Annotated in this window: 24 protein-coding genes; 17 read left to right on the plus strand and 7 right to left on the minus strand. The window is 62.6% G+C overall.

What is annotated here, in order from left to right; genetic code table 11:
• Positions 1-55 precede the first annotated feature (55 nt).
• On the plus strand, positions 56-1,426 hold the full coding sequence (locus J3A64_RS00175; protein WP_210063364.1) for an ABC transporter substrate-binding protein: 1,371 nt from the start codon (positions 56-58) through the stop codon (positions 1,424-1,426).
• A gap of 88 nt (positions 1,427-1,514) precedes the next feature.
• On the opposite strand, the gene J3A64_RS00180 is transcribed toward J3A64_RS00175, so the two are convergent.
• Entirely contained in the window at positions 1,515-3,533 is a 2,019-nt protein-coding gene (locus J3A64_RS00180) for a beta-galactosidase (RefSeq protein ID WP_210063365.1), read from the minus strand.
• A gap of 206 nt (positions 3,534-3,739) precedes the next feature.
• Between J3A64_RS00180 and J3A64_RS00185 the strand changes: the two genes are divergently transcribed.
• From J3A64_RS00185 to J3A64_RS00205, 5 genes are read left to right on the plus strand one after another with little or no spacing between them, the layout of a single operon-like run.
• Complete coding sequence (locus tag J3A64_RS00185) at positions 3,740-5,026, plus strand: ABC transporter substrate-binding protein (protein ID WP_011775931.1); 1,287 nt, start codon at positions 3,740-3,742, stop codon at positions 5,024-5,026.
• 30 nt (positions 5,027-5,056) lie between these two features.
• Positions 5,057-6,007: a carbohydrate ABC transporter permease gene (locus J3A64_RS00190; protein ID WP_011775930.1), complete on the plus strand. Its 951-nt coding sequence runs from the start codon at positions 5,057-5,059 to the stop codon at positions 6,005-6,007.
• On the plus strand, positions 6,004-6,927 hold the full coding sequence (locus J3A64_RS00195; protein WP_011775929.1) for a carbohydrate ABC transporter permease: 924 nt from the start codon (positions 6,004-6,006) through the stop codon (positions 6,925-6,927). Before J3A64_RS00190 ends, J3A64_RS00195 begins: the two co-directional genes overlap by 4 nt.
• 20 nt (positions 6,928-6,947) lie before the next feature.
• Positions 6,948-7,598 carry a Poxvirus protein I5 gene (locus J3A64_RS00200; protein WP_374100526.1) on the plus strand — a complete coding sequence of 217 codons (651 nt, stop codon included), beginning with the start codon at positions 6,948-6,950 and terminating at the stop codon, positions 7,596-7,598.
• 39 nt (positions 7,599-7,637) lie between these two features.
• On the plus strand, positions 7,638-8,912 hold the full coding sequence (locus J3A64_RS00205; RefSeq protein ID WP_210063366.1) for an MFS transporter: 1,275 nt from the start codon (positions 7,638-7,640) through the stop codon (positions 8,910-8,912).
• A gap of 111 nt (positions 8,913-9,023) precedes the next feature.
• On the opposite strand, the gene J3A64_RS00210 is transcribed toward J3A64_RS00205, so the two are convergent.
• Positions 9,024-11,123 (minus strand): DUF6807 family protein, encoded by a 2,100-nt coding sequence (locus J3A64_RS00210; RefSeq protein ID WP_210063367.1) that lies wholly within the window; start codon positions 11,121-11,123, stop codon positions 9,024-9,026.
• A 260-nt stretch (positions 11,124-11,383) separates the two neighbouring features.
• Between J3A64_RS00210 and J3A64_RS00215 the strand changes: the two genes are divergently transcribed.
• The 4 genes from J3A64_RS00215 to J3A64_RS00230 all read left to right on the plus strand — a co-directional run bounded on the left by J3A64_RS00215 (position 11,384) and on the right by J3A64_RS00230 (position 14,468).
• The gene (locus J3A64_RS00215; RefSeq protein WP_210063368.1) at positions 11,384-12,391 is read left to right on the plus strand and encodes an acetylxylan esterase; all 1,008 of its coding nucleotides are present in this window, start codon (positions 11,384-11,386) and stop codon (positions 12,389-12,391) included.
• Between the two features lie 220 nt (positions 12,392-12,611).
• Positions 12,612-13,760, plus strand: coding sequence for a 3-deoxy-7-phosphoheptulonate synthase (locus tag J3A64_RS00220; RefSeq protein WP_210063369.1), 1,149 nt, complete (start codon positions 12,612-12,614; stop codon positions 13,758-13,760).
• A 232-nt stretch (positions 13,761-13,992) separates the two neighbouring features.
• Positions 13,993-14,205, plus strand: a complete 213-nt coding sequence (locus J3A64_RS00225; RefSeq protein WP_017199160.1) for a helix-turn-helix domain-containing protein — start codon at positions 13,993-13,995, stop codon at positions 14,203-14,205.
• Positions 14,206-14,369: 164 nt separating this feature from the next.
• Positions 14,370-14,468, plus strand: a complete 99-nt coding sequence (locus J3A64_RS00230; protein ID WP_003792170.1) for a 30S ribosomal protein bS22 — start codon at positions 14,370-14,372, stop codon at positions 14,466-14,468.
• A gap of 134 nt (positions 14,469-14,602) precedes the next feature.
• Here J3A64_RS00230 and J3A64_RS00235 read toward each other — a convergent pair whose 3' ends face one another.
• Positions 14,603-15,598, minus strand: a complete 996-nt coding sequence (locus J3A64_RS00235; RefSeq protein WP_286176101.1) for a DUF559 domain-containing protein — start codon at positions 15,596-15,598, stop codon at positions 14,603-14,605.
• 146 nt (positions 15,599-15,744) lie between these two features.
• Positions 15,745-16,608: an HAD family phosphatase gene (locus J3A64_RS00240; RefSeq protein ID WP_014922643.1), complete on the minus strand. Its 864-nt coding sequence runs from the start codon at positions 16,606-16,608 to the stop codon at positions 15,745-15,747.
• Between the two features lie 201 nt (positions 16,609-16,809).
• Here J3A64_RS00240 and J3A64_RS00245 point away from each other — a divergent pair, with 201 nt between their 5' ends.
• Positions 16,810-17,064 carry a glutaredoxin family protein gene (locus tag J3A64_RS00245; RefSeq protein WP_014922642.1) on the plus strand — a complete coding sequence of 85 codons (255 nt, stop codon included), beginning with the start codon at positions 16,810-16,812 and terminating at the stop codon, positions 17,062-17,064.
• A gap of 76 nt (positions 17,065-17,140) precedes the next feature.
• Complete coding sequence (locus J3A64_RS00250) at positions 17,141-17,848, plus strand: redox-sensing transcriptional repressor Rex (RefSeq protein WP_011775918.1); 708 nt, start codon at positions 17,141-17,143, stop codon at positions 17,846-17,848.
• Positions 17,849-17,895: 47 nt separating this feature from the next.
• Here J3A64_RS00250 and J3A64_RS00255 read toward each other — a convergent pair whose 3' ends face one another.
• The 3 genes from J3A64_RS00255 to J3A64_RS00265 all read right to left on the minus strand — a co-directional run bounded on the left by J3A64_RS00255 (position 17,896) and on the right by J3A64_RS00265 (position 20,450).
• Entirely contained in the window at positions 17,896-18,681 is a 786-nt protein-coding gene (locus J3A64_RS00255) for a hypothetical protein (protein WP_210063370.1), read from the minus strand.
• Between the two features lie 262 nt (positions 18,682-18,943).
• Positions 18,944-19,642: a hypothetical protein gene (locus tag J3A64_RS00260; RefSeq protein WP_011775916.1), complete on the minus strand. Its 699-nt coding sequence runs from the start codon at positions 19,640-19,642 to the stop codon at positions 18,944-18,946.
• Between the two features lie 256 nt (positions 19,643-19,898).
• Complete coding sequence (locus J3A64_RS00265) at positions 19,899-20,450, minus strand: YceI family protein (RefSeq protein WP_043471462.1); 552 nt, start codon at positions 20,448-20,450, stop codon at positions 19,899-19,901.
• A 207-nt stretch (positions 20,451-20,657) separates the two neighbouring features.
• Here J3A64_RS00265 and J3A64_RS00270 point away from each other — a divergent pair, with 207 nt between their 5' ends.
• Genes J3A64_RS00270 through ccsB form a run of 5 tightly spaced genes read left to right on the plus strand, consistent with a single transcriptional unit; the run spans position 20,658 to position 25,454 of the window.
• Positions 20,658-21,323 (plus strand): histidine phosphatase family protein, encoded by a 666-nt coding sequence (locus J3A64_RS00270; protein ID WP_210063371.1) that lies wholly within the window; start codon positions 20,658-20,660, stop codon positions 21,321-21,323.
• A 3-nt stretch (positions 21,324-21,326) separates the two neighbouring features.
• Positions 21,327-21,932, plus strand: coding sequence for a TlpA disulfide reductase family protein (locus J3A64_RS00275; RefSeq protein WP_011775913.1), 606 nt, complete (start codon positions 21,327-21,329; stop codon positions 21,930-21,932).
• 5 nt (positions 21,933-21,937) lie between these two features.
• Positions 21,938-22,693: a cytochrome c biogenesis CcdA family protein gene (locus tag J3A64_RS00280; protein ID WP_014922639.1), complete on the plus strand. Its 756-nt coding sequence runs from the start codon at positions 21,938-21,940 to the stop codon at positions 22,691-22,693.
• On the plus strand, positions 22,693-24,387 hold the full coding sequence (locus J3A64_RS00285) for a cytochrome c biogenesis protein ResB (RefSeq protein WP_014922638.1): 1,695 nt from the start codon (positions 22,693-22,695) through the stop codon (positions 24,385-24,387). Before J3A64_RS00280 ends, J3A64_RS00285 begins: the two co-directional genes overlap by 1 nt.
• The gene (gene ccsB, locus J3A64_RS00290) at positions 24,387-25,454 is read left to right on the plus strand and encodes a c-type cytochrome biogenesis protein CcsB (protein ID WP_210063372.1); all 1,068 of its coding nucleotides are present in this window, start codon (positions 24,387-24,389) and stop codon (positions 25,452-25,454) included. Before J3A64_RS00285 ends, ccsB begins: the two co-directional genes overlap by 1 nt.
• Positions 25,455-25,622 lie beyond the last annotated feature (168 nt).

The following is a 25,622-nucleotide window of genomic DNA, read 5'->3' on the forward strand; positions in this document are numbered from 1 at the left end:
AACGAGAAAACGCTTTCTCAGTTCGCATCAAGATCAAAGAAGATCGGAGACCACAGTGCCGGTAAGTCCAAAGGGTGAAGCAGTCGCCCCCGCAACCGCCGCAGAAACCCGCGCGCCAGCGCCGAAGGCCAAGCGCAGGCTTCGTGCCTCCGCCCTCGTGGCGGCAACAGCTGCCGCGGTCCTCGCACTCACTGCCTGCGGTGGCGGCGGAGGATCCGAAGCCAAGAGCGCCGATGGCAAAGTGGAACTTCGCTTTGCATGGTGGGGCGGCGACAAGCGCGCCCAGGTGACGCAGGCAGCCATCGCGGCCTTTGAGGCCGAGAACCCCAACATCAAGATCAAGCCTGAGTACGGCGACTGGAGCGGCTACTGGGACAAGCTGGCCACCCAGGTCGCCGCCAATGATGCTCCGGACATCATCCAGATGGACGAGAAGTACATCACTGAGTACTCCACCCGCGGTGCACTGCTGGACCTCTCCAAGTACGACATTGATACCTCCAAGCTGGACGAAGCCGCTTTGGAAGCCGGCAAGGGCGAGGACGGCCTCATGGGCATCGCCGCAGGCATCAACGCTGCCACCATCCTGGCCAACCCGGCAGTCTTCCAGGCCGCAGGCGTCGCACTTCCGGATGACAAGACCTGGACGTGGGAAGACTTCGAACGCATCGCCGCCGAGGTCACTGCCAAGTCGCCCAAGGGAACGTACGGCGCGGCTGCCTACGGCACGGATGAAGCCTCCCTGGGTGTCTGGCTGCGCCAGAACGGCAAATCCCTATACACCGAGGACGGCAAGCTGGGCTTCGAGCCGTCGGACATTGCCGAGTGGTGGGCTTTCCTGAAGCAACTCAGCGAGAAGAAGGCTGTCCCGTCTGCATCCGAGGTTGTTGAAGCCGAAGCAGCACCGCTCGACCAGAGCGGCCTGGCAACCGGTAAGAATGGCCTGGCATTCTGGTGGTCCAACCAGCTTCCGGCCCTCGAAAAAGCTGCCGGCGGTGAACTGCAGGTCCTGCGCTTCCCCTCCAAGACGGGCAAGGCCGCTGATGCGAAGCTTTGGTACAAGGCTTCCCAGTTCTGGTCGGCGTCATCGCGCACCAAGCACCCTGAAGAGACCGCCAAGTTCATCGACTTCCTGACCAACAACGTCAAGGCCGGCGAAGCACTCCTGGCAGACCGCGGCGTTTACCCGAACTCGGAGGTTCGCGAGGCAATCGCACCCAAGCTCGCAAAGGCCGACGTCAAGGTTGTCGACTTCATCGACCAGATCAAGGGAGAACTTGGCGAAGCTCCGGCCGCACCACCGAAGGGTGCGGGAGCCATCCAGGAAATCGTGAAGCGTTACACCTCGGAGGTCCTGTTCGACAGGCTCTCCACCGAGGAAGCCGGCAAGAAGGCCGTGGACGAGATGAAATCCGCCATTAGCTAGCTTTCCAGCGACGGGAACCGCGCCCCGGGTTGGTCCTTCAGGATCAACCCGGAGCGCGGTTTTTTCGTGTGCCCGCCAGCCAGTTGAGTCAGTCTTCCGCGATGACGGCCACGGCTCCGGCGGGTACCACTCCCGTAAAGCGCGCGCCGCTGAGCAGTTCGCCGCCGTCGGCCTTTACCGTAACGTCCTCCTGGCTGTGGTTGATGGCGAACAGGAACGTACGGCCGTCAGCGGCCCGCCGTCGCGTAAGTTCGACGCCGGCAGACATCTCGGTCACGGCCCTCACCCCTGCTTCCTCCACGAGTCGCGCGGTGAGGGAGTCGATGCCATCGGCGTCGGGAAGCGTGGCGAGGTACCAGGCAGAACCCGTTCCGACGGAACGCCGCGTCAATGCCGGCACCTCGCCGAGCGGGTAGTCGGTGAACGTTGCCAAAATCTCCGTACCCTCGGCCGCGTGGACGTGCTCGCTCCACACGGACCCCACCGTCCCATCGCTCAACGTGACCGACGTGCCGGGGAAAAGTGGGTGGAACTCCTCACCCCGAACGCCCAATAATTCGCGGAAAGCGCCGGGGTAGCCGCCCAATCGAACGTGGTCCCGTTCATCAACTATGCCGCTGAAGTAGCTGATCAGTACTGTGGCACCACCCTCCGCGGCTGCCGCAATGGAGGCAGCCGCGGTGTCAGCGACGGAGTACAAAGTGCACACCAGGATGAGGTCATAACCGGACAAGTCTGAGGACGGGTGGACGAAGTCCGCGGTGATCCCGCGCCTATACAGGGAACGGTGGAATGCCCGCATGGTGTCCAGGTATTTCAGCGAATTGTTCGGGTGCGAATCCAACTCCGAAGCCCACCAGGCCTCGTAATCGAACACGATCGCGACACGGGATTCCACCCTCGATCCCTTGACGGTCTCCAGCTTGGACAGCGCGTCGCCGAGGTCCACCACGTTCCGCCACACCTGGGTGTCGCGGCCGCCGTGGGGAACCATCGCTGAGTGGAATTTCTCCGAGCCGGCCTTGCTTTGACGCCACTGGAAGAACATGACGGCGTCGGCGCCGCGGGCTACGTGCGTCAGCGAGTTTCGAAGCATTTCGCCGGGCATTTTGGGCTGGTTGTGGGGCTGCCAGTTGACCGCAGACGTCGAGTGCTCCATGAGGATCCACGGCTCGCCGCCCGCCACGCCGCGCGTGAGATCGGCGCTGAAGGCCAGTTCGATCTCCCGCTCGGGGTCAGCCGCCACCAGGTAGTGGTCGTTGGCAACCACGTCCATGTCCTTGGACCAATCGAAGTAATCCAGGGCCTTGGTGGCGCTGGAAACCATGAAGTTGGTGGTCGCCGGGATGCCCGGGGTGACTTCGCGGATAACGGCCAGCAGTTCGCGGTAGTAATCGATGAAAGCCCAGGAATTGAACCGGGCGAAGTCCAGTTGCTGCCCGGGGTTCAACGTGGTGGGAGCTGCGCCCGGCGGGATGATCTCGTCAAACGATGCGTAGTGCTGGGACCAAAACGCCGTTCCCCAGGCCTCGTTGAGGGCCTCGATGGAACCGTAACGGCGTTCCAGCCAAGCGCGGAAAGCGGCGGCGTCTTCCTCGCCATGGAACTCGCCAACGTGGCAGCCAAGTTCGTTGTCCACGTGCCAGAGTGCCAAGGCCGGGTGGTTCTTGTAGCGTTCGGCGATGACCCGCGTCATGGCGGTGGCGTACCTGCGGTACACGGACGACGACGGCGTGTAGTGGCGTCGCGAGCCACGTTCCAGCCGGATTCCTTCCGCGGTGACGGGCAGGATCTCGGGGTATTTGCGGGCCAGCCAGGCAGGGGGAGAGGCTGTGGCGGTCGCCAGTGCAACCTTGATCCCGGCCCCGTGGAGGTTGTCCATGACATCGTCCAACCAGCCGAAATCGTAGTTCCCTTCAGTGGGCTCCAGGAGACCCCAGGAGAATATGCCGACGCTCAGGAAGTTGACTCCGGCTTCCTTCATGAGCTCGATGTCCTCGAGCCGGATGTCCTCCGGCCACTGCTCGGGGTTGTAGTCACCGCCGTAAGCGAGGCCGTGGATGCTGTTCCAGACGGATGGACTGCGTGGGATTTCGGGGGAGGTCAAGGGGACTCCTTCGTCAGGTTGGCCGTGCTGGTACTGGTGGTACTGAAGGTATGAGTGCAGCGTACCGGTCAAATTGCGATCTTTGGAAAACGCTTGCCCAGATTCTTGTTTAGGGATATTGTATCGATTCAGAACGAGTGTAAGCGAGATCACTGCCACGTTGTAGAGAACTCGGAAGCTTGCACCAACTGAGCAAGGAGGCTCTCATGATCGATAGAAGGAAATTCCTCACCACGGTGGCTCTCGGCACTGCATCTGCCGCGTTCCTCTCCGCTTGTGGCCAGTCCTCGTCCAGTGGACAGACCGGTTCCGCGGAGAACCCCGTCACCATCACCTACACCTGGTGGGGCAACGATGACCGTGCCGAGCGCACCCGCAAAGCCATTGCGCTGTTCGAGTCCAAGAACCCGGACATCAAGGTCAACGGCAACTTCTCCGACTTCCCCGGCTATTGGCAGAAGCGCGCTACCGAAGCTGCCGGCGGTGGACTGCCGGACGTCATGCAGTGGGACCTCTCCTACCTGCGTGACTACGGTCAGCGGAACCAGCTCCTGGACCTGGGCACCGTGAAGATCAACACGGACGCTTTCGACAAGTCCCTCCTTCCCTCGGGCCAGATCCGCGGCAAGACTTACGGCATCCCCACCAGCACCAACGCCTTTGCGGTCTACTACGATCCCGCCAAGCTCGCTTCCTTGGGCATTGCGGAGCCGGACGGCACCTGGAATTACAAGGAGTTCAACGCTTTCCTGGCCGAGGTTGGCGCCAAGGGCAACGGCACGTTGTTCGGCGGCACCGACTACACCGGCATCTGGTGGAACTTCAACATCTGGCTGCGCCAGAACAACATCCAGGCCTTCACCGAGGACGGCAAGCTTGGATTCTCCAAGGACGATCTGAAGAAGTGGTGGAACCTCACCGCGGATCTGCGCGGAACCGGGGCGATTGTTGGCGAAGACAAGGCCACCCAGTTGCTGCCCAAGTCCCCGTTCGGCTCCAACGTCACCGCCACGGAAGTTACGTGGGACAACTTCATGGCCGGCTACCTCGCTGACAGCGGTGCCAAGGAACTCAAGCTGGTTCCTGTTCCGTCGGATGACCCGGACAACCTGGGCCTGTTCCTGAAGCCGTCAATGCTCATGGTGGCCAGCGCCAAGACCAAGTACAAGGATGCTGCTGCCCGCTTCATTGACTTCATGGTCAACGATCCCGAGGTCGGCCAGATCTTCAAGACCTCGCGCGGTGTCCCGGCGTCGAAGACCCAGCGCGACGGCACCACCTTCGAAGGCACGGACAAGCTCGTGGTCGATTACGAGAAGTCAATCGAGAAGTACCTCAAGGACGCTCCGGAGCCGCCCATCGTTGGTTTCGGCACGTTGGAGTCCACATTCAAGCGCGTCACCCAGGACCTCAACTACGGCAAGCTCACCGTGGACGGCGCAGTTGATGCGTGGTTCAAGGAAGCCGAAGACCTCATCAAGCAGAACGCCTGATACAGGCTTCATAACTGACGGACTGATCTCGTGACTCAAAGCCCAACCCTGAGCAGGCGCACCGCCTCCGCTCCCACGCAGCCGCGTAAATCGCGGCGGCGCGGGGCGGACGCCCGCGCCGGCTACACGTTCCTGTTGCCCTGGCTGCTGGGATTCATTGCCCTGACCGTGGGCCCGATGATTTCCTCGCTGTACCTTTCCTTCACCAACTACAACCTCTTCGATGCCCCCAAGTGGATCGGCTTCGATAACTACGTCACCTTGTTCCAGGATGAACGGTTCCTGCAGTCGGTGGGTGTGACCATGCAGTACGTGGTCTTCGGTACCCCTCTCAAGCTCGCGGCGGCGTTGGCGATCGCGATGCTGCTCAACAGCAAACGCAAGGGCCAGGGTTTCTACCGGTCCGCGTTCTACGCCCCCTCCCTGATCGGCGCCTCGGTGTCCATCGCGATCGTCTGGAAGGCCATGTTCGGCGATTCCGGCCCCGTGGACCAGGGCTTGTCCTTCTTCGGGATCAACCTCGGCGGTTGGGTGGGTAACCCCAACATGACCATGGGCATGATGATCCTGCTGACCGTGTGGCAGTTCGGCGCCCCGATGGTCATCTTCCTGGCCGGCCTGAAGCAGATCCCGGTGGACCTCTACGAGGCAGCCTCGATGGACGGCGCCGGCCCGGTGCGGAAGTTCATGAACATCACCTGGCCCATGCTCTCCCCGGTGATCTTCTTCAACCTGCTGATGGAAACCATCCACGCGTTCCAGATCTTCGCCTCGGCCTACATCATCTCCAACGGCGAAGGCGGCCCGGCAGGATCCACCCTCTTCTACACCCTCTACCTGTACTTGCGCGGTTTCTCCGATTTCCGGATGGGCTACGCCTCGGCGATGGCCTGGCTCCTGGTGATCGTGGTCGGCATCATCACGCTGATCTTCTTCAAGACCTCCAAGTCCTGGGTCCACTACAGCGGTGATGCAAAGTGACAACCATGGCAACCCCCACCCAGCCCCGAGCAACAACAACCACTCCGGCGCCGGTCTATAACCCGAAGTCCGAGTCCACCTTGGCCAAGCGGATCAAGAGCACCATCTTCCACATCGTGGCCCTGGCACTGGTGGCGATGGTCCTCTACCCGGCCCTATGGATGATCTCGGCCTCGTTCAAGCCGAACTCCGAGATCGGCGGCGCGAACAATGCGTTGTGGTCCAACAACTTCAGCTTCGATAACTTCGTCACGGCCATGGAAGGCATCGGCGGGGTCTCCACGCTGACGTTCTTCACCAACTCGCTGATCCTGGCCGTCGGCGCGGTGGTGGGAACCGTGCTCTCAGCGAGTATCTCGGCCTACGCCTTCGCCCGGATCAACTTCCCCGGCCGAGGACTGTTCTTCGGCATGATGATCGCCACCTTGCTGTTGCCCTTCCACGTGGTGATCATCCCGCAGTACATCGTGTTCCAACAGCTTGGTCTCGTGGATACCTACGTGCCGCTGCTGATTGGCAAGTTCCTGGCCGCAGACGCGTTCTTCGTCTTCCTCATGGTCCAGTTCATGCGCGGCCTGCCGGCCGAACTCGACGAAGCAGCGCGCATCGACGGCGCCGGACACGTCCGCATCTTCGGGTCCATCATGCTCCCGCTGATGAAACCGGCCCTGATCTCCACCTCCATCTTCTCCTTCATCTGGAGCTGGAACGACTTCCTGGGCCCGCTGCTCTACCTGAACACCCCGGACAAATACCCGCTCCCGCTGGCGCTGCGGCTCTTCGTGGACCAAACCCAATCCTCGGACTACGGTGCCATGATCGCCATGTCCGTCCTGGCGCTGCTCCCGGTCTTGGTCTTCTTCCTGGTCTTCCAGCGCTACATCGTCGAAGGCGTCTCAACGCAGGGCCTCAAGGGCTGACGGACACGGAAGAGAGAAAAATGAGCACTATGAACGCCACAGGCAAGCCGTCCGGGAACCCCGGGATTCCGGTCAACCGCTTTGCCCTCTTCGCCGAGACCATCCTGGCGGGAGTCATCGTGCTCCTCCTCTCCGTCCCGTTGGTGACGGCGCCGGCTGCCTACGCGGCCGGCGTCGCGCACCTGGAAAGGCACCTCAGCGGCAGGGACGATTCCCTGCGAAGCCTGTGGGGCAATTTCCGCCGTGCGCTGCCCGGCAGCTGGAAGATGGGAATCACGACGGCGGTAGCCGCCGTCGTGATTGTCCTGAACCTTTTGCTCGCACTGGTGGGTCAACTGCCCGGCCGGGCAGCGATCCTGCCCGCCACGCTGATCCTCGCCGCGGCAGGCGCCGTGCTGTTCCTGCGCATCACCGCCAGCTGGAGCGGAAGCGTGACCTGGAGCGGCGACGCCGGCCACCAACCCGCCGTCGTTCCCGGCCCGCAACGGTGGGCTGCCGCCTATGCCAACGCCAAGGCTGATGCGGTGCGCGACTGGACCGGCTCGCTCCTGCTGCTAGCCGCAGTCTTCATGGCCGTGGTCTTCGTCTGGATGCTGCAAGCCCTCTTCGTCATCGTCCCCGGGACCCTGGTCCTGGCCGCAGCCGCCGTCAAGATCCGCTCCCATCGCTAAGAATTCCCAACCAACCCGCTGAATCGAGCAGAACACTCCGTGTCGCCGCGCCCGTTCCCACTGCGCCCCAAATCCACCACACCGCGTGCCCGCTCCACGGAAAGCTGGCATTACCCGCTGAGGCACCATAACTACCGGATCTTCGTCACCCTCTCCCTTGTGGGGAGTGGCGGGGTGTGGATGCAGCGGCTCGCCCAAGACTGGTTGGTGCTGCAGCTAACGGGGAGTCCGGCCGCCGTGGGCCTCGCAGTTGCACTCCAGTTCCTGCCCATGCTGGTGGTGGGTCCCATCAGCGGCATCCTGGTGGACCTTTTCCCCAAACGCCGTATCCTCCTGATCTGCCAGTCCGTCGCCGCGTTGCTGGCCGCCGGCCTCGCCGTGTGGAACGCGATGGGCGGCACGGATGTGTGGGTGGTCTATGCATCCTGCATTGCCTTGGGCGTCACCAGTGCGATCGATGGGCCTGCGCGGCAGGTGTTCGTCAACGAGGTGGTGGGTGACGCAGGGCTGCCGGCCGCCATAGGCTTGAACAGTGCGATTGGTCAGTTGGGGGCCATGGCAGGCCCGGCACTGGCTGGTGTGGTCATCGCCCAGGCTGGTCCGGCTGCGGCATTCGCGGCCAACGCTTTGATAGGGGTTTCGGTCCTGGTGATGATCGCGTCCATCAGGCCTGGCGAACTGCACCACGCTCCCGAAGCGTCTGATCCCACAGCCCGGAAAGGCCAGATCCTCGCCGGCTTCCGTTTCGTCCGCGCCCGTCCGCCTCTGCTTCTGACCATGCTGCTCGCGGGACTGCTAGGCGCTTTCGGCATGAACGGGCCTGTAGTTCTCGCGGCTTTCGCGGACGGGGTGTGGCACAGCGGACCTGCCGGCTTTGGGCTCTTCAATACTGTCAGCGCCGTGGGAGCACTGGCAGGCGCGTTGGTGGCAACAAGGATCAAACGCTTCGGACGGAAAGGGATTGTGGCCAGTGCCGGGCTCTTCGGCCTGACGCAAGGGCTCGCTGCTGTGATGCCCACGCAGGAGTGGTTCGTGGTGATGCTCATCGTGGTGGGCTTCATGACCCTGGTGTTCCTCACGAGCGCAGCCACGGCGGTGCAGCTCGAGGCCGGCGCCAGCGTGCGCGGCAGGGTTCTGGCACTGTATTTCCCACTTCTCCTGGGCGGTCATGCGCTGGGTGGCTTGCTGGCAGGGTGGCTCACGGAGGACTTCGGCGTCCGCACGGGGCTCGTGGTCACGGGAGCGCTGGGCATGGTCTCGGCGGCCGTGATCGGTTTCCTGCTCTGGCGATACTCGGCCCGCCGTCGCTCCTAGCGGGCCGCCGGTAATTGCCAAACACCGTGACTTCGCGTTGCGGGGCCCGTTCTGCAGGCTATTCATGGCAAATACCATGCAGGGCGGGCCTCACAACGCGTCAGCGAGCACTCATCTGCCTGAAACCAAGCCCTCGATCTCCGCTACATCCAACGTTCCGTCGCTGATCCACACGGTGTTGCTGCGGGTGATGGAGTCACCGGCAGCCAGTTCTACGGCGGTGTCCCATGCCAGTGCAGAACCGACCGCCGGGTAGTCGCTGCAGCGCACGAACCACGGGTCCGGCGACTCGGAAGGTGCGCCAAACACCAAAGTGGCAGGGCCGCCGTCGAACTCTCCCGTCCAAGCGAGCCACGGCGCCACTGAACCGTGCACGGAAGGCTCGCCCTCGGCTGTGGAGGAAAAGACGCGCGGGGCGGCATTGGCAGGAAGCCGCCAGAAGAATCCGCCATAGCCGCTGCCGGCGGCACCGTGCGAGCCGGGACTGCCCAGCGAAACATCCACGACGGCGGTGAGCCGGGTCTGGATGTCGAGTCGCCATGTGAGCGCATCAAGGTTTGCGCGCTTCAGTGAGCGGCGTTCCGTGAGGACCAGGCTGCCGTCGGCCGCGAGCCAGTTGAGGCCAAGCGTGGTGTGGTCTTTTTCCCGGGCGATGCTTGCCGTTTCGATCCTGCCGTGGTCCTTCACATCCACGTACTTCCCCGCGGTTCTGCGGTAGCTGCGGCCGCCCCAGAAATTGCTGCCGTTGACGTCCTGCAGGGCGAATCCTGCGCCGAGGTGCCATACGTGGTCTGAGGGCAGGTGATCCGTAACCACCACGCCGGCCTGTGTGGATACCGGGTGCAGGTAGGGCCGTGGGGACAGATCCGGCTCGAGGGTGCTTCCGGTGCGGAGGACGGCGGCGGCGTTGGCAGGGGTGGCGGCAGGGCCGGCGTCGTCAGGTGCGAAGAGCGCCTCGGCACCAGAGGTGACCGGGCGTGCCCAGGGGAGACCCAACTCGGAGAAGGTGGCGTGGGCGCGCGTGGCGCGTTCCAGGATGTCTTCAATGTTCGGAATCACTGCGTGGGCTTGCTCGCCCTTTCCTACCCATTTCACACATTCTGTGGGAATCAGCGCAGGTGCCTCTGCTGTCCGGATGGCTTCCAGTACCTTCATGAAGGCGCCGCTGTGGTGGAGCGGGCTGAGCAGTGGCGTGCCTTGGGACAGGTGCTGGAGGAGGTTCTCGGTGAGGTCGTCTCGACCGAAGGTGTGAGCGGTTTCGCCCGCTTCGGTGCGGACCGTCACCCGGTCCTCCGTGTAGTGGAATACTGCCGTACCTTCGGTGCCGTGGAGCGTAACGTACGGTTCCACGGATTCGCTGGCGCAGAGCGTGAGGGCGCAGGTGATGGGCAAACCGTTGATGGTCCGCATGCGGATCACTGAGGTGTCGTCCGCTTCGATGTCATTGGCGCGGTAGAGGTCGGTTTCCACGGATACGAGATCCTGTGCCTCCCTGGCTCCGGCGATGCGGAGTGCGGTGGCGATTGCGTGGGCCAGCGGATTGGTAGCAACGCCGTCCACCACATCCACGCCGTCGAGACTACGTTTGCCTGCCCAACGGGACCGCTTGTAATAGGCGCGATCCCTGACCCAGCGGCCCGTAGCGGAAATCCCCTTCAGGGCACCGATGCCGGGGAGCTCTGCCGTAGCTTCCCCGCTGGCCAGATTCTCCAACGCCGCCAAGGCATGGGATCCGAGGCTCTGGAAACCGATCTGAACGCTGCGGCCAGCTTTAGCCGCCGCTTCCTGGAGGCGGAGGAAGTCGCTCATCGAGGCAACCGGGGGCTTCTCCAAGTACAGATCAGCCTCGGAAGCGAGCACGGAAAGGGCCAGTGGGGCGTGGGTCTGAATGGGAGTAGCCACGATGATGACGTCCGGTCCGTGCTCGCCGGCCAGCAGTTCGTCCAGATTGGCGTGGATCGCCGTGGTCTCAGGCAAAGCTCCGGTCGCCGGCGGATGAGGGTCGGCCACGGCCACGAGGTCCACGATGCCCTGCTTGCTGAGCCGCTCCAGGTTGCGGAGGTGGTGCGTGCCGAAGCCGTGGACCCCCACTAGGGCGATCCGGGCGGGGGCAGTTACCGCGGCAGGCCCGGTTGAAGCTGCAGTCCCGGTCGGAGGGGCAGGCCTGTTGGGTGTTGGGCTGCTGACGGACTCGGTGGAAGCGGTGTCCATGGCTCTCCTCGGGTGGCGCGGCAACGATGGCGCGTGACGCCGTCGTCTGGGTCTTCACAAAAGTGTTCGGGCGGGTTTAGGCTACACCTGAGCAAGCGCTTTCCCGGGACGAATACGTTTAGTTTAGCTCGACCGACTTCAAAATGTAACGATTCAAACCAGCCAGGCCGAAAACCTGTGATGACGTAGGATGTCCTCTACCAGAACAACCCGCAGCGCCTGAATCAGCCCAGTAAGACCCACCTGAACCGGAACGGACCATGCCCCTTTTTGACCTTCCCCTTGATCAGCTCCGCAACTACACCTCCAACGCCGCGGTACCAGCCGACCTTGAAGAGTTCTGGGACCGGACCATCACCGAGGCCCGAGCCTTGCCGTTGGACGTTGTCTTTGAGCCCGTGGACAACTACCTCACCGTAATCAACACCTTCGATGTCACGTTCTCCGGCTTTGGGGGAGACCGCATCAAGGGATGGCTGCACGTACCCTCGCAGCTCGAGCCGGGGGAGCAGCTTCCCGTAGTTGTGGAATACATCGGTTACTCCGGAGGGCGCGGCCTGGTCAACCAGAACACCCGCTGGGCCCAAGCCGGTTACGCGCACTTCATCATGGACACGCGCGGGCAGGGCTACGGCGGCGTTTCCGGAGACACCCCGGATCCACACCCTTCGGCCGGTGGGATTAACTACGCCGGCCTCATGACGCGAGGCGCTGATCACCAGGACAATTACTACTTCCGACGGGTCTACGTGGACGCCTTCCGTGCGGTAGAAGCGGCACAGAGCCATGCCGCCGTCGACCCTTCCAAAGTGGTGCTGGCCGGCGTTAGCCAGGGTGGCGGCATCACTGTTGCTGCTGCCGGGCTGACGGCTGGAAGGCTCGACGGCGTCATCGCCGCGCTGCCGGACGTCCCGTTCCTGCAGGACTTCCCTCGCGCGATCGACATCACCCCGCGTGGTCCGTACCCCGAGATTGCCGGGTTCCTGGGCCGGTACCGGGAAAAGTATGAGCCCATGCTGGCAGTGCTGAACTACTTCGACGGCGTCCACCTCGGCCGCAACGCCACAGTGCCGGCGCTGTTCTCGGCTGCGCAGATGGACGATATCTGCCCTCCATCAACGGTGTTCGCAAGCTTCAACAACTACGGCACAGGCTCTGGCGGGGTTGAGAAGGACATCGAGGTGTACCGCTTCAACAACCACGAGGGCGGCCAAGAGCACCACTGGATCAAGCAGTTGCAGTTCCTGCGCAAACTCCTGTCATCTTGATGGACGCGATTTGCCCGCGGTGAAGAACCGCGGTTATGGTGTGGCTATGACTAAGCGTTGGTATGCGTATTTTTCGTTGGCTCTGGAGGGGCCCGCGTCTAACTGACACGCATCCAACTTTCCTTCAGAGCCAACAGGGCAGAGATTATTCTCTGCCCTTCGCCATATCCGGCGGGTTCTGAAAAGGGGCCCGCTCCGCATCCCGGAACAGGACCCAGAAATGACCAGCATCGCCGCAGAACCCACTGAATCGCTCCACTCCGCTACCGCCGCGGACGCAGCACAGCCCGCTACCTCCAACCTGCGGGTTGCACGCTTCGAGCCACTTCCGGCCCCGCAGGACCTCATCGCCGAGTTGCCGCTGGACGCCCGCTCAGCTGCCGTCGTCGACCGCGGCCGCGATCAGGTCCGCGCCATCATGGACGGGGTAGACGATCGCCTTCTGGTGATCGTGGGCCCGTGCTCCATCCACGACCCCAAGGCCGGCCTCGAATACGCCCGCCGGTTGGTCAGCCAGGCGGAGAAGCACAAGGAGGACCTGCTGGTCGTCATGCGGACCTACTTCGAGAAGCCGCGCACAACCGTTGGCTGGAAGGGCCTCATCAACGATCCCCACCTGGACGGCAGCCACGACATCGCCGCTGGCCTGCGCGCGGCCCGCGGCTTCCTGAAGCAGGTCACCGCGTTGGGTCTGCCCACGGCCACCGAGTTCCTTGAACCCATCAGCCCGCAGTACATGGCGGACCTCGTCTCTTGGGGCGCGATCGGCGCCCGCACCACCGAAAGCCAGATCCACCGCCAGCTCGCATCCGGGCTGTCCATGCCCATCGGCTTCAAGAACGGCACCGACGGTGATCTCCAAGTGGCCATCGACGCTTGCGGCGCCTCCGCCGCTGAGCAAGCCTTCCTGGGAATCGACGACGACGGCCGCGCGGCTCTCGTAGCGACGTCCGGCAACCCGGACACCCACGTGATCCTCCGCGGTGGACGCAAGGGACCCAACTACTCTGCTGCAGATGTCGCAGCCGCTTCCGCCAAGCTTGCTGCCAAGGGCCTGAACCCGCGCTTGATCGTGGACGCCAGCCACGCCAACAGCGGCAAGAGCCATCACCGCCAGGCCGAGGTTGCCTTGGAAATTGGCGCACAGCTCGAAGCTGGTTCTTCCTCGCCGATTGCCGGCGTGATGCTGGAGAGCTTCCTGGTGGGCGGCGCGCAGAACCTCGACGTGGCCGAGCAGCTTTCCGGGGATCAGGAGCTCGTGTACGGCCAGAGCGTCACGGACGCCTGCATGGAGTGGGACGTCACGGCCTCGGTGTTGGAGCAGCTCGCAGCGTCGGCCCGGAAGCGCCGTGCGGTGGTTGCGGCGTAGATCCGCTGAGTGGGTTCCCTGCGCATCATGCCGTGCCCACGGCACGACGCGCAGGGAACCCACGAAACGGGCGGGACCGGGGTTTACCCGGGCCTCCAAAGTTGCTGGGAGCTCTTTCACATTGGCCCCATCAGCCTCTAGAGTATCTAGCACATGGTTGTTTGATGGCTCAGCATCGGCACACCGTTCCACTGGGGGTGTCCTACTGTCTGAGAGCAAAGGAATATGGGAAATGTCCGCGGAGACTAACTTCTCGAATGCGCGTTTCATGACGGTGGCCGAAGTGGCCGACGTCCTGCGTGTTTCCAAAATGACTGTGTATCGCCTGGTCCACTCAGGGGAAATGCCCGCCGTAAGGTTCGGCCGTTCCTTCCGGGTTCCTGAAGAAGCTGTTGCCCAATACCTCAAAGGTGCTGTGGTGGACGGGCAATCCGAGACCGCCTGAGGCCAGCCGGGGTCCGTCCCGCGGACGGTGGTCATGGGGTGCCCCTTTGAAGCGGTACTCTGTTAAGGAACGTTTTACGTCAATGTAAGAATCTGTCAGTTGTACTGTCTGCTTCCGCGGATCTGTTCCAACAGACAGGAACTTCTAGTTTGTAAGGAACTTTCGTGGGTTCAGTTATTAAGAAGCGCCGCAAGCGTATGGCCAAGAAGAAGCACCGCAAGCTGCTTCGCAAGACTCGCCACCAGCGCCGCAATAAGAAGTAGAGATACTTCATCAAGCGTGAATGCCCGTTGCCTCTCGAGGTGGCGGGCATTTTTGCATCCCAACCCTCTCTCACGTCCCTCGGGTTTGGGGCCGTCCCTCTCTCAGGTCCCTCGGGTTTGGGGCCGTCCCTCTCTCAGGTCCCTCGGGAAAAGCCCGAACTGACTGCAGGATCCCGCCATGCGACCCGCAGGGCCCTCTTAATCTTTTGGATGGCGGACGAAAAGTTGTCGGCTAGGTCGTCCTTGCCGAATTTGAGGACCGTCCAGCCGGCTGCTTCAAATGATTTGTCACGTCGCCGATCGCGAAGTATCTGTTCCTGCTCAAGGTGATGATCGCCGTCGTACTGCATGGCTACTCGCCGATCACGGTAGCCCAGATCCGCGGACGGGGAGAACGGATCGTTTGGCCGGAGTTGCACTTGCAGCTCCGGTTCTGGGATGCCGGCGTCCAATATCGCCAGCCGGAGCAGCGACTCGGGCGCAGAATCGGCGCCAACCCGCATGAGGTCGAGCGCTTCTCGTGCCCGAACCACGCCTTGCAGATTCTTGTGCCTGCCAATCATTTTGCGAAGAGCCTCCAGCGACGTGAACGGCTTGTCGCGTCCTTCGAAGTTCGGCCGGGGCATGCGTATGAGTTCATCACCCATGCAGACGAGCTCAGGGACGGGCAGGCGTCGCGCGAGATCCAACCAAGTCCGCGACCGTGTGCTCATCCTGATGCCTTGGACATACTCGACCTCGTCGTCGAATGCTACTACCGTGTGTCCGATCACGCCCTTGCGCCGCACTGACGGCAGGTGCCTCGGCTTGCTCAGATGCAATTCATTGGAATCCGCCAGCCAGGGCGGCAGGCATGCACCATGGAGCCTGGCGGCCGTCACATGGGAAATCCAAGCGCCGGGACTTACAACCGACAGCGATCGGGCAGCCGCAGAAAGCTCGAAATTCCAATCGGAAGGCCGGTAAATACCCCGGCTAACTCCATCGACCTTGATGCGATTCCAGAGGTAGGACTGACTAAGGCCCGCAGCCTCCGCCTCGTCCAAGGTGAACGGGCCGGCGGTCAGTCGGGGAGGAAGAGCAGTGGCATTTTGCATACCGGCATTCTTGCCCAGAAATGCTAAAGCCATCGAAAGTTATCCACAGGCTTGTTATGGCCCAAGTGGGATGTGAGAGAGGGCTGGGGTCAAGCCCGTGGGATGTGAGAGAGGGTTGGGCTCAAGCCCGAGGGATGTGAGAGAGGGTTGAGGTCAAGCCCGTGGGATGTGAGAGAGGGTTAGACGCGGGGGCCGCGGAACTTCGAGAATCCGCGCCACAAACCATACACAGCTCCGCCGACTGTGGCGGCTTTGAGGCCAAGGGTTGCCGCACGGCGTCCCGAGCGGAAATCGTAAACCGGCCAGTTGTTCTCGCGGGCGTGCCGCCGCAGCTTTGAATCCGGGTTGATGACCACGGGATGACCCACCATGGTGAGCAAAGGAATGTCGTTGGCGGAGTCACTGTAGGCCCAGCAGTGGTCCAGATCCAGACCCTCTCGATCGGCCACGAGTTGGACCGCAATTGCCTTTGCAGGTCCGTGCAGGATGTCGCCCACGAGCTTCCCTGTGTACACGCCTTCGTCCACCTCGCCCACGGTTCCCAAAGCGCCTGTCAGGCCGAGCCGGGTGGAAATAACAGTGGCGACCTCGATGGGTGTGGCCGTCACGAGCCACACCTTCCGGCCGACCCGAAGGTGTTGTTCTGCCAGCGCTTTGGTTCCCGGCCAGATCCTCGACTCGATCATTTCGTCGTAGACCTCTTCGCCCAAGGCTTTGATGTCAGCCACGGTAATGCCGGCAGCAAGGGTCAGTGCAGAGTCGCGCACCGAGTGGACGTCTTCCATGTTCTCGCCGCGCATGACGAACTTGAACTGCTTCCAGGCGAACCCGGCGGCCTGGGAAAGCGTGAACGCTTTGCGTTCATACATTTTGCGCGCCACGTGGAAGAGGCTGGCACCCTTCATCAACGTATTGTCGACGTCGAAGAATGCGGCTTCGCCAGCGTGCTTCTGCGCGATGTCCTTTTTCGCCGCGTCCTTCTGAACGGTGTCCTTCTGCACCAAGGCATCTGCGACCACGGCGGCGTTCTTCTCCTCGGGCATGCCTTGAGTCTAGTCAATCGCCGGGGCCCGCGTCGGGAACGCACGGGAGAGCGCCGAAAGGGGTGGGATGTGAGAGAGGGTTGCCGGGAAGGGGGTGGGATGTGAGAGAGGGTTGCCGGGAAGGGGGTGGGATGTGAGAGAGGGTTGCCGGGAAGGGGGTGGGATGTGAGAGAGGGTCGGTGGGGCGGTTACCTTTGAGACATGGCAATTCCCGACGTCGTCCTCCTCACCAAAGCTGACTGTCACCTCTGCACGGAGGCGCGTGCCGCCGTCGAGCGTGTCACGAAAGGCCTTGGGGTGCAGTGGACCGAACAGAAGATCGACGGCGACCCCCAACTGCAAGAGCGCTTCGCAGAGGAGATTCCAGTGGTGCTGGTCAACGGCATTCAGCGCGATTTCTGGAAGATCGACGAGGAACGGCTCACCCGCACCCTGAAGAAAGTCCTGGAGGGCTGAGGGTGGGGTTACCCGCAGGTAATGGCTTTTGTTGAGTCCGGCGGGGGGTCATAGAGTGGAACAACAAAGCGACGCAATGGAGAATACCGTGACTGCGCTGGAACCGTCCCCGGAAGCCACAACCGGGGATAACGAACCTGCCACCAAGCAGATCCCGCCCGCGGCTGTGGCCCGGATGACTCTCTATTTGCGCGCGCTCAACTCTCTGCTGGCCGAAGGCGTTGAGCGGGTTTCCTCGGAAGCCTTGGCCGAGGCCTCGGGAGTCAGCTCATCCACCCTCCGCAAAGACCTTTCCTATGTGGGCTCTTACGGGACCCGCGGCGTTGGCTATGAGGTCCAGTACTTGAGCCGCCACATTGCGGCAGCCCTCGGCCTGACCCACGACTGGAAGGTCGCGATTGTGGGTGCCGGTAACCTCGGCAAAGCCCTTGCCCGGTATGGAGGCTTCGAGTCCCGGGGCTTCGACGTCGTAGCCATCTTTGATGCCGACCCCATGGTGATCGGCAACGAGGTGGGATGGTTGAGGGTCAGCGACTCCGCCGAGTTGGAGCGCGTCCTGGAACGAACCCACACCAACATGGTGGTCCTGGCGTTGCCTGCAACGGTGGCCCAAGCCGTGTGCGACCGCGTGATTGCCGCCGGGATCCGGAGCATCCTGAGCTTCGCTCCGGTGCTGCTGCAGGTCCCCCCGCACGTCAACCTCCGCAAGGTGGACATGGCAACCGAGCTGCAGATCCTTGCCTACCACGCACAACGGGCGCAGACTCCGGGCCAGGCTGTTTAGCCTTCGCCGGGTCCGCGCCCGCGTCTAATACTTGGAAGTCGGCGTGTTTAGCGGCCGTAAGGGTTCTGGTACGGGCTGCCGAACGGCTGCGCCTTACGGAAGTAAGGAGCCGACGCCGGCAGGTACAGCATGACAATTGCTGCAACACCCAGCAGGATCACGATGAGCTGCAGGATGCCGTAGGTGGGACCGAACTGGAACAGGCTGGTAAGGCCGAGGACTGACAAGGCCGCGAAGACTGTGCCTAGGATCCGTGCCCAGTTCTTGCCCTTCCGGACGGGGAAGGCAACCAAGGCGTAGAGGCCCAGCGAAAGGATCGCCCCGATGATGGCGCCGACTGCGATGGCAGCCCGGATGCCTTCAGCGGATCCCTCAGGGATCTCTGTATTCTGCTGTGCGGCCTGTTGGAACATGACATCAATGATGGGGTCAGCTCCGGTGAAGGCCAAGACCAGAGAGCTGATGGCGGACAGCAGTCCGGCCGCGACGATCATCCAGAACGCGTAGTTAACCATCGGCGGGATGGTGGTGGGTCCGGGCTGCTGGCTCGGCCAGTTAGTGCCCTGGCCGTACTGCGGAGCCACAGGGGCCTGGCCGTAAGGAGAGGCCTGCTGTCCGTACTGCGGTGCAGCGGGAGACTGCTGTCCGTACTGGGGTGCAGCCGGTGACTGCTGTCCGTACTGCGGCGCAGCGGGAGACTGCTGTCCGTACTGCGGCGCGGCAGGCTGACCGTACTGAGGTGCCGGGGGCTGCGGGGCAGAAGGCTGGGTGCCCTGCTGCTCGGGCTTGTTGTCGTCACCCGGGGTTGACGGCGGGTACGGAGGGTTGCTCATGGCATTCCTTTGCTTGTTCGACTGCTGGTGCGGCCGCCGGGATCAGCAAATCGACCCTGCCCCCAGCGTGGTTCTGCTACCACCGTACCTCCCGGGTCCGACGCTGCAGACGATCACACGCTGGTATTTCCAGCTCACAGGAAAAATCATCAAATCGGCTTACGCCTTCATGATGAAAGCCGCGGGAATCCGGAGGATCCGGGCCGCGGCCTTCAGCCTGCATTACCGCCGATCACGCACGACGACGGCAGTTGGGTCAGTGCTATGCGTGGCCCTTTACTGCCTTGAACCAGAGCTGCGAATTGGGCATCCACATGAGGACGACGGCGACTGCGCTGACCAGGAAGCCGAACCAGTTGCCGCCCAGGCCCATCCCGGAACCGCCGCCACTTGCCGCTCCGAAGATGGCCAGCAGCAGCGAAACGCCGGCCAGGATGGTCAAAGCGAGGCGAGCCCATTCTTTGCCTTCCTTCATCTTCATGGCCAGGACCACCTGGGCGGCGGCAACGGCCAAAGCGAGCAGGAGGAGGATGAGCGCGATTGCCGCGATACCCGGGGCGAAGGCGAAGGCTGCGATCACGGCGAAGAATCCAATAAGCCCGAACAGCAAGCCCAGAAGTCCGGAGATCACCCAAATAAAGTAGGAAACCTTCAACTCCGTCGGTAGGCCTTGGGTCTTGAACATTCCCGAGAACCCGCCCTGAGGCATGACGTCGTTGAAACTGCGCGGTCCGTCGGTGGGCATTTCGAAGTGGAAACCAGGCTGCCCGGCTGCAGGTTGGCCGGGCCCGGGCTGGGGTGCGCCGGGCTGTGAATACTGGCCTGGTTGAGACGGTGGCTGGTAACCCTGAGGGGGTTGGTAGCCCTGCGGAGGCTGGTAACCCGCAGGAGGAACATTGCCGGGCTGCGGAGGCTGGGAGCCGGGCTGCTGTGGCTGTGGTGTTTCGTCTGGGGTACTCATGGCATCACTTTAGACCGCGGGTTGAAGGATGCATAGGAAATTCGGAGCCAACTCGCAGCTAAATGCAGGCTCTTTGCCGAACAATTGCGGGGTGACTTCCCTGCATGCGAAACGGCGCCCCCACAGCGTGAACTATGTGGGGCGCCGTTTGGCTGCGTCGGCCACGGATCAGTCTCTTGTTCGTCGCCCTCCGCGTTGTGCGGCGGGGATGACGAACAAGGGCGGGACTCGTGAACCCGCACCAGGAGCAGCAGGACTATGCGGCAGCCGGTGCGATGAAGGCGAGCTCCAGGTTGATGACTACCTTGTCGCTGACCAGGACGCCACCGGCTTCGAGGACGGCGTTCCAGGTGAGGCCGAAGTCCTTGCGGCTGATGGTGGTTTCGCCGGAGACACCTGCGCGGGTGTTGCCGAACGGATCCACGGCTACACCGTTGAATTCGGTTTCGATGGAAACTTCCTTGGTCACGCCTTTGATTGTGAGATCGCCCACGAGGTCGAAGCTGTTGCCGTTGGCCTTGACGTGGCGGGACACGAAGGTGATTTCCGGGAACTTCTCCACGTCGAAGAAGTCTTCGCCCTTGACGTGGCCGTCGCGGTTGACGTCGCCGGAGTCGAAGCTGGCGGTCTGGATGGTGGCGGTGACCTTGGAGTCGGCCAGTGTCTCACCGACTTCCAGAGTGGCAGCAGCATCCTTGAACTGGCCGCGGACCTTGCTGATGCCTGCGTGGCGGACGGTGAAGCCGATCTCGCTGTGGGAAGCGTCGAGGGTCCAGGTGCCGGTGGTGACGGAAGCGGGGAGAGTCATCATGGTGTTGCTCCTATATCAAGTGGTGGGTACTGCGTGCTTGCCCGGTCGAGCTCATTGCTTGAAGCGTCAACCGAGCTTCGTACCCAGTATAAACATGCATATGCATCTTTTATTCCAACTCCACGGAACATTTCGGGAAAACTTTGAGTTCTACTAGCGGTAGAAGATTTCGGATCGCCCCGCTTCTTTGAGAAACTGGTAAACATGCCCCAAGCAACTGTCCATCTGCTTCGCCATGGCGAGGTCCACAATCCCGGCGCCGTCCTCTATGGCCGGCTGCCGGAATTCCACCTCTCAGAGCGTGGCCGGGAGATGGCCCGGATGTTGGCGGACCACTTCACGGCCCGCGCCAGTGAAGGTGCCAAGATTGTGCATTTGGTAGCCTCGCCGCTGACCCGCGCCCAGGAAACAGCCATGCCGACATCCAAGGCGCTGAACCTGGACATCACCACGGATCCTCGCATCATCGAAGCCGAGAACCACTTTGAGGGACTCCATCCCACCAAGAGCGAGTTCCTCAAGCCCAAGCACTGGTTCTACTTCAGGAATCCCCTGCGGCCTTCCTGGGGCGAGCCCTATAAAGAGCAGGCGGCCCGCGTTCTGGCGGCTGTGGAAGACGCACGGGTGAAGGCGATCGAGCTCGGTGGCGACGGCGCTGAAGCCATTCTGGTGAGCCACCAACTTCCCATTTGGTCAACCCGTTTGACCGCTGAGGGCCGCCGCCTCGCGCACGATCCCCGCAAGCGTGAGTGCACCCTCACCTCCCTGACATCCTTGACTTTGGACGACGACGGCAAGATCGTGCGCGTCGAATACACCGAGCCTGCTGCCGTTCTGCTCCCCGGCGCGGCGAGCACCCCGGGGGCATAGAGCATGGACAACAATCTTTCGCGCCGCGGCGTGCTGACCGCCGGCGGTGTCCTCCTCGCAGGACTGACCATGGGCCTGTCCGCGTGTGCCCAGGAAGACTCCCTTGCAAAGCAAGCCAAGGCTGGCGACAACAAGAACTACGTGGCCGGCGATGGTTCGGTGACGGAGTTCGCCAAGGCAGATCGTGCAGCCCCCGTGGCGCTCAAGGGCACTCTGTTTAATGGGCAGACCGTAAAGCCGGAGGACCTGCAGGGCAAAGTCACTGTCCTGAACTTCTGGTTTGCCGCATGTGCTCCGTGCCGCATCGAAGCCCCCCAGCTTGAAGCCCTGCACCAGGACTTCAAGGACCAGGGAGTCCAGTTCTTCGGCGTCAACCTGCGCGACGAACAAGCCACCGCTGAGGCGTTCGACAAGACCTTCAACATCACCTACCCGAGCTTCAATGACAAGGACGGGGCTGTGCTGCTGTCCGTGTCCGGCATTGTGCCCCCGGGAGCAGTTCCCACCACCTTGGTCCTGGACAAGGAAGGCAAGGTTGCCTCGCGCGTGCTCGGCGAGATCGAGAAGAGCACCCTGAAAGCCCTCATCACCTCCGCAGTGGCCGAGTAGCACCCATGAACAGTCCTTTCGCCGAGACGATCCTCAACGGATCACTGCTGCTGGCTGTGCCGGTGGCGTTGCTGGCCGGACTGGTCTCGTTCCTTTCGCCTTGCGTGCTGCCGCTGGTCCCCGGTTACCTTGGATACGTCACGGGACTGACGGGCGTCGACCTCCAGAAGCAGCGGCGGGGCCGCATGCTGGCTGGCATCGGACTGTTTGTCTTGGGCTTCTCGGTGATTTTCGTCCTCCTGGGCGGTGCCTTCGGCCAGCTTGGGACGTTGCTGACGGGTCCGCAAAACGCCTGGATCACGCAGCTGTTGGGCATTCTGGTGATCATCATGGGCGTGGTGTTCATGGGCGGCTTCGGCTGGCTTCAGCGTGACGCGAAGATCCACGCCAAACCGCCCGCAGGCCTGTGGGGTGCGCCGCTTCTGGGACTCACGTTCGGCCTCGGCTGGGCGCCCTGTATTGGTCCCACGTACTCCGCGGTACAGTTGCTGAGCCTGTCCGGCGGTTCGTCGGCGGCCAAGGGAGCACTCCTGGCGTTCGTTTACAGCCTGGGCCTTGGCATTCCATTCCTCCTGATTGCGTTGGCCGTCCGCCGGGGCATGGGCGTCATGTCCTTCTTCCGCAAGCATCGGCTGGCCATCCAGCGGATCGGCGGGGGCATCCTGATTTTGCTCGGCATTCTGATGGCCACCGGTGTGTGGGGAACCTGGGTGACCGAGTTGCAGTACTGGTTCCAAAACGATGTGAAGTTGCCAATCTGATGAGCGAGTCCGTGAAAGCCAAGAAGAAGTCACCAGCCGCTGAAAACACAGCGGACGGAAAACTCCAGCAGGCCAAGTCCGAGGCAGCCCTGCCCGCGCTCGGTTTAAAAGGCATGCTGCGGTGGGCCTGGACCCAGCTGACCAGCATGCGCACGGCCCTCTTCCTGCTGCTCCTGCTGGCAGTGGGCGCCGTGCCGGGTTCCCTGTTCCCGCAGCGGCCTGCCAACCCGTCAGTGGTCACGCAGTACATCAAGGACAACCCTTCTTACGGCGAGCTTCTGGATGCCCTGCAGCTGTACGACGTCTACTCGTCGGCCTGGTTCTCGGCCATCTACATCCTGCTGTTTGTCTCCCTGATCGGCTGCGTCACACCGCGTGCCATCGCCCATTACAAAGCCATGAAGTCGCAGCCGCCGCGCACCCCCAAGCGCCTGTCGCGCCTGCCTGAGTACGGCACCTTGGCCATACCCGCCGACGCCGGGATCCCGGCGTCGAAGGCCATCAACGATGCCGCCGGGCTGCTCAAGAAGCGCGGCTACCGCGTGGAGGTCAGGGACGTCGACGACGCCCTGCCGTCCTTGGGTGCAGAACGCGGCTTCCTGAAGGAAGTGGGCAACCTGGTGTTCCACACGTCCTTGATCGGGGTGCTGGTGTCTGTGGCCATCGGTGGGCTTTACGGATACAGCGGACAGCGGATCTTGGTGGAGGGCGAAACGTTCGTCAACACCTTGGTGGGCTACGACCAATTCACGCCGGGTACCAACTTCCAGAGCAGTTCGCTCCAGCCGTACTCGATGCAACTGGATAAGTTCGAGGCCAGGTTCGACCGCGAATCGCCGGGCAAGGCCGGGCAACCCATCGACTACACCGCAGAAGTGACCACCAAGGAAACTCCGGATTCGCCGGGCAAGAAGGAAACGCTCAAGGTCAACGACCCCGTTTCCCTCGGAGGTACAAGCCTCTACCTCACAGGAAACGGCTACGCACCCTTGGTCACGGTCCGCGACGGCGAAGGCAATATTGCCTTCCAAGGTCCCGTAACGGCCAAGGTCCAAGGCGACAACTACTATTCCTCCGTGGTCATCAAGGTCCCGGACGCCAAGCCGGAACAGCTCGGCTTTGTTGGCTTCTTCCTTCCCACGGCGTTCGTCACCGAGGACGGCATTTCCTTCAGCGGTGCCCCGGAACTGATCAACCCCCAGCTGAGCCTGAACTCGTTCTACGGCGACCTCGGACTGGACAAGGGCGTGCCCCAGAACGTGTTCGAACTGGACGTCAAAGACTTGACGCAGCTCAACGGCCGCGACCTCGCCGCGGGCGGTATCACCCTGACCCCGGGCGCCACAGTCGACTTGCCCGAAGGCAAGGGCAGCATCACGTTCGATGGCGTCAAGAAATACATCGGCGTAGACATCCACCACAACCCGGGCCAGCTGTACGCGTTGATCTTCGGTTTCCTTGCGGTGGCCGGTCTGGTCATGTCGCTGTACATTAACCGCCGCCGCGTGTGGGTCCGCACCGGAACCCACGCGGACGGCCGCACCATGGTGGAGTACGGCCTGCTGGCACGTGGTGAAGACCACCGCCTGGCCGGCGAAGCAGCAGCCCTCCGCGAGATCTTGGCCCGGGAATGGAACATTCCTGATACCGCCGCAACAACAGCAGTCTCTTCCTCAACCTCGAAGGACCAGTAATGCCCGTCATCAACGAAACCCTGGGCCAGTACAGCGAGCTGTTCATGCTGTTGGCCGCCGGCACGTACACCGTGGCGTTCATCGCCTTTGCCTGGGACCTGGCGAAGAGCAGCAAAATGCTCCGTGCAGTGGACCAGAAGGCCGCGGCAAACACCGCCGGCGAGAAGGTCACGGTGGCTGCAGGCCGGGTCGCCAGTGGCTTGGGAGGTCCCGACGCCGGTGGGCCGGCTGGCCGTGCCGAGCGTCCGACGTCGGGCCTCACCGTTGAGGGCGGTACCGCCGCAGGTGACATGAAGTACGCGGGCGAACGCCGCGCACCTGCCCGGGTGGCCGTGGCGCTGACGGTTTTGGGCGTCCTCATCCACGGCGCAGGCGTGGTTACCCGTGCTTTCGGCGCGGGCCGCGTGCCGTGGGGAAACATGTACGAGTTCCTCACCACAGGTGCTTTTGTTGCTGTGGCCGTCTTCCTGGTGGTCCTCATCCGCAGGGATCTGCGGTTCCTGGGCACGTTCGTGATCGGGCTGGCCATCATCATGCTGGTGGCCGCGTCCGCTGCTTTCTGGACTCCGGTGGGGCACTTGGTTCCGGCCCTGCAGAGCTACTGGTTGATCATCCACGTTTCCATCGCGGTTCTGTCATCAGCCCTGTTCACGCTGACCTTCGCCATGTCTGTGCTGCAATTGCTGCAGTCGCACCGCCAGAAGAACCTGGCTGCGGGCCGGACTGACAACCTGGGCTTCATGCGCTTGGTTCCGAATGCGCTGAGCTTGGAAAACCTGTCCTACCGAATCAATGCCATCGCCTTCATCGGTTGGACGTTCACCCTCATGTTCGGTGCCATCTGGGCCGAAAAGGCGTGGGGCCGTTTTTGGGGTTGGGACCCCAAGGAAGTGTGGACCTTTGTGATCTGGGTGGTCTATGCGGGCTACCTCCACGCCCGGGCCACACGAGGTTGGACTGGAACCCGTGCAGCGTGGTTGTCGATCGTTGGCTACGCCTGCGTCATCATCAACTTCACACTCGTGAACACTGTTTTCAACGGCTTGCATTCTTATTCGGGACTTTAGTTCCAGATCCCGCCCTGAGCAGGGGCGTTACTTCCCAAGCTCATACTCACGCCTCGACAATGACAATTCGGTGTAGCAATTAGCCCTTTTGCCCTGTGAAGGCAGGTGCTAACTTGATCAGGACCCGCTTGTGATGCAGACCGCTAGCGACGCGCCGTGACCTTTTCG

This window comes from Pseudarthrobacter sp. PvP004 (assembly GCF_017876035.1).
GTDB classification, from domain to species: Bacteria; Actinomycetota; Actinomycetes; order Actinomycetales; family Micrococcaceae; genus Arthrobacter; species Arthrobacter aurescens_A.

Excerpts from the sequence above, each read along its gene's own strand:
- J3A64_RS00185 (WP_011775931.1), top strand. The coding sequence starts at position 3,740 with ATGATCGATAGAAGGAAATTCCTCACCACGGTGGCTCTCGGCACTGCA.
- J3A64_RS00200 (WP_374100526.1), top strand. The coding sequence starts at position 6,948 with ATGAGCACTATGAACGCCACAGGCAAGCCGTCCGGGAACCCCGGGATT.
- J3A64_RS00210 (WP_210063367.1), bottom strand. The coding sequence starts at position 11,123 with ATGGACACCGCTTCCACCGAGTCCGTCAGCAGCCCAACACCCAACAGG.
- J3A64_RS00215 (WP_210063368.1), top strand. The coding sequence starts at position 11,384 with ATGCCCCTTTTTGACCTTCCCCTTGATCAGCTCCGCAACTACACCTCC.
- J3A64_RS00220 (WP_210063369.1), top strand. The coding sequence starts at position 12,612 with ATGACCAGCATCGCCGCAGAACCCACTGAATCGCTCCACTCCGCTACC.
- J3A64_RS00225 (WP_017199160.1), top strand. The coding sequence starts at position 13,993 with ATGTCCGCGGAGACTAACTTCTCGAATGCGCGTTTCATGACGGTGGCC.
- J3A64_RS00235 (WP_286176101.1), bottom strand. The coding sequence starts at position 15,598 with ATGGCTTTAGCATTTCTGGGCAAGAATGCCGGTATGCAAAATGCCACT.
- J3A64_RS00240 (WP_014922643.1), bottom strand. The coding sequence starts at position 16,608 with ATGCCCGAGGAGAAGAACGCCGCCGTGGTCGCAGATGCCTTGGTGCAG.
- J3A64_RS00245 (WP_014922642.1), top strand. The coding sequence starts at position 16,810 with ATGGCAATTCCCGACGTCGTCCTCCTCACCAAAGCTGACTGTCACCTC.
- J3A64_RS00250 (WP_011775918.1), top strand. The coding sequence starts at position 17,141 with ATGGAGAATACCGTGACTGCGCTGGAACCGTCCCCGGAAGCCACAACC.
- J3A64_RS00255 (WP_210063370.1), bottom strand. The coding sequence starts at position 18,681 with ATGAGCAACCCTCCGTACCCGCCGTCAACCCCGGGTGACGACAACAAG.
- J3A64_RS00260 (WP_011775916.1), bottom strand. The coding sequence starts at position 19,642 with ATGAGTACCCCAGACGAAACACCACAGCCACAGCAGCCCGGCTCCCAG.
- J3A64_RS00265 (WP_043471462.1), bottom strand. The coding sequence starts at position 20,450 with ATGACTCTCCCCGCTTCCGTCACCACCGGCACCTGGACCCTCGACGCT.
- J3A64_RS00270 (WP_210063371.1), top strand. The coding sequence starts at position 20,658 with ATGCCCCAAGCAACTGTCCATCTGCTTCGCCATGGCGAGGTCCACAAT.
- J3A64_RS00275 (WP_011775913.1), top strand. The coding sequence starts at position 21,327 with ATGGACAACAATCTTTCGCGCCGCGGCGTGCTGACCGCCGGCGGTGTC.
- J3A64_RS00280 (WP_014922639.1), top strand. The coding sequence starts at position 21,938 with ATGAACAGTCCTTTCGCCGAGACGATCCTCAACGGATCACTGCTGCTG.
- J3A64_RS00285 (WP_014922638.1), top strand. The coding sequence starts at position 22,693 with ATGAGCGAGTCCGTGAAAGCCAAGAAGAAGTCACCAGCCGCTGAAAAC.
- ccsB (WP_210063372.1), top strand. The coding sequence starts at position 24,387 with ATGCCCGTCATCAACGAAACCCTGGGCCAGTACAGCGAGCTGTTCATG.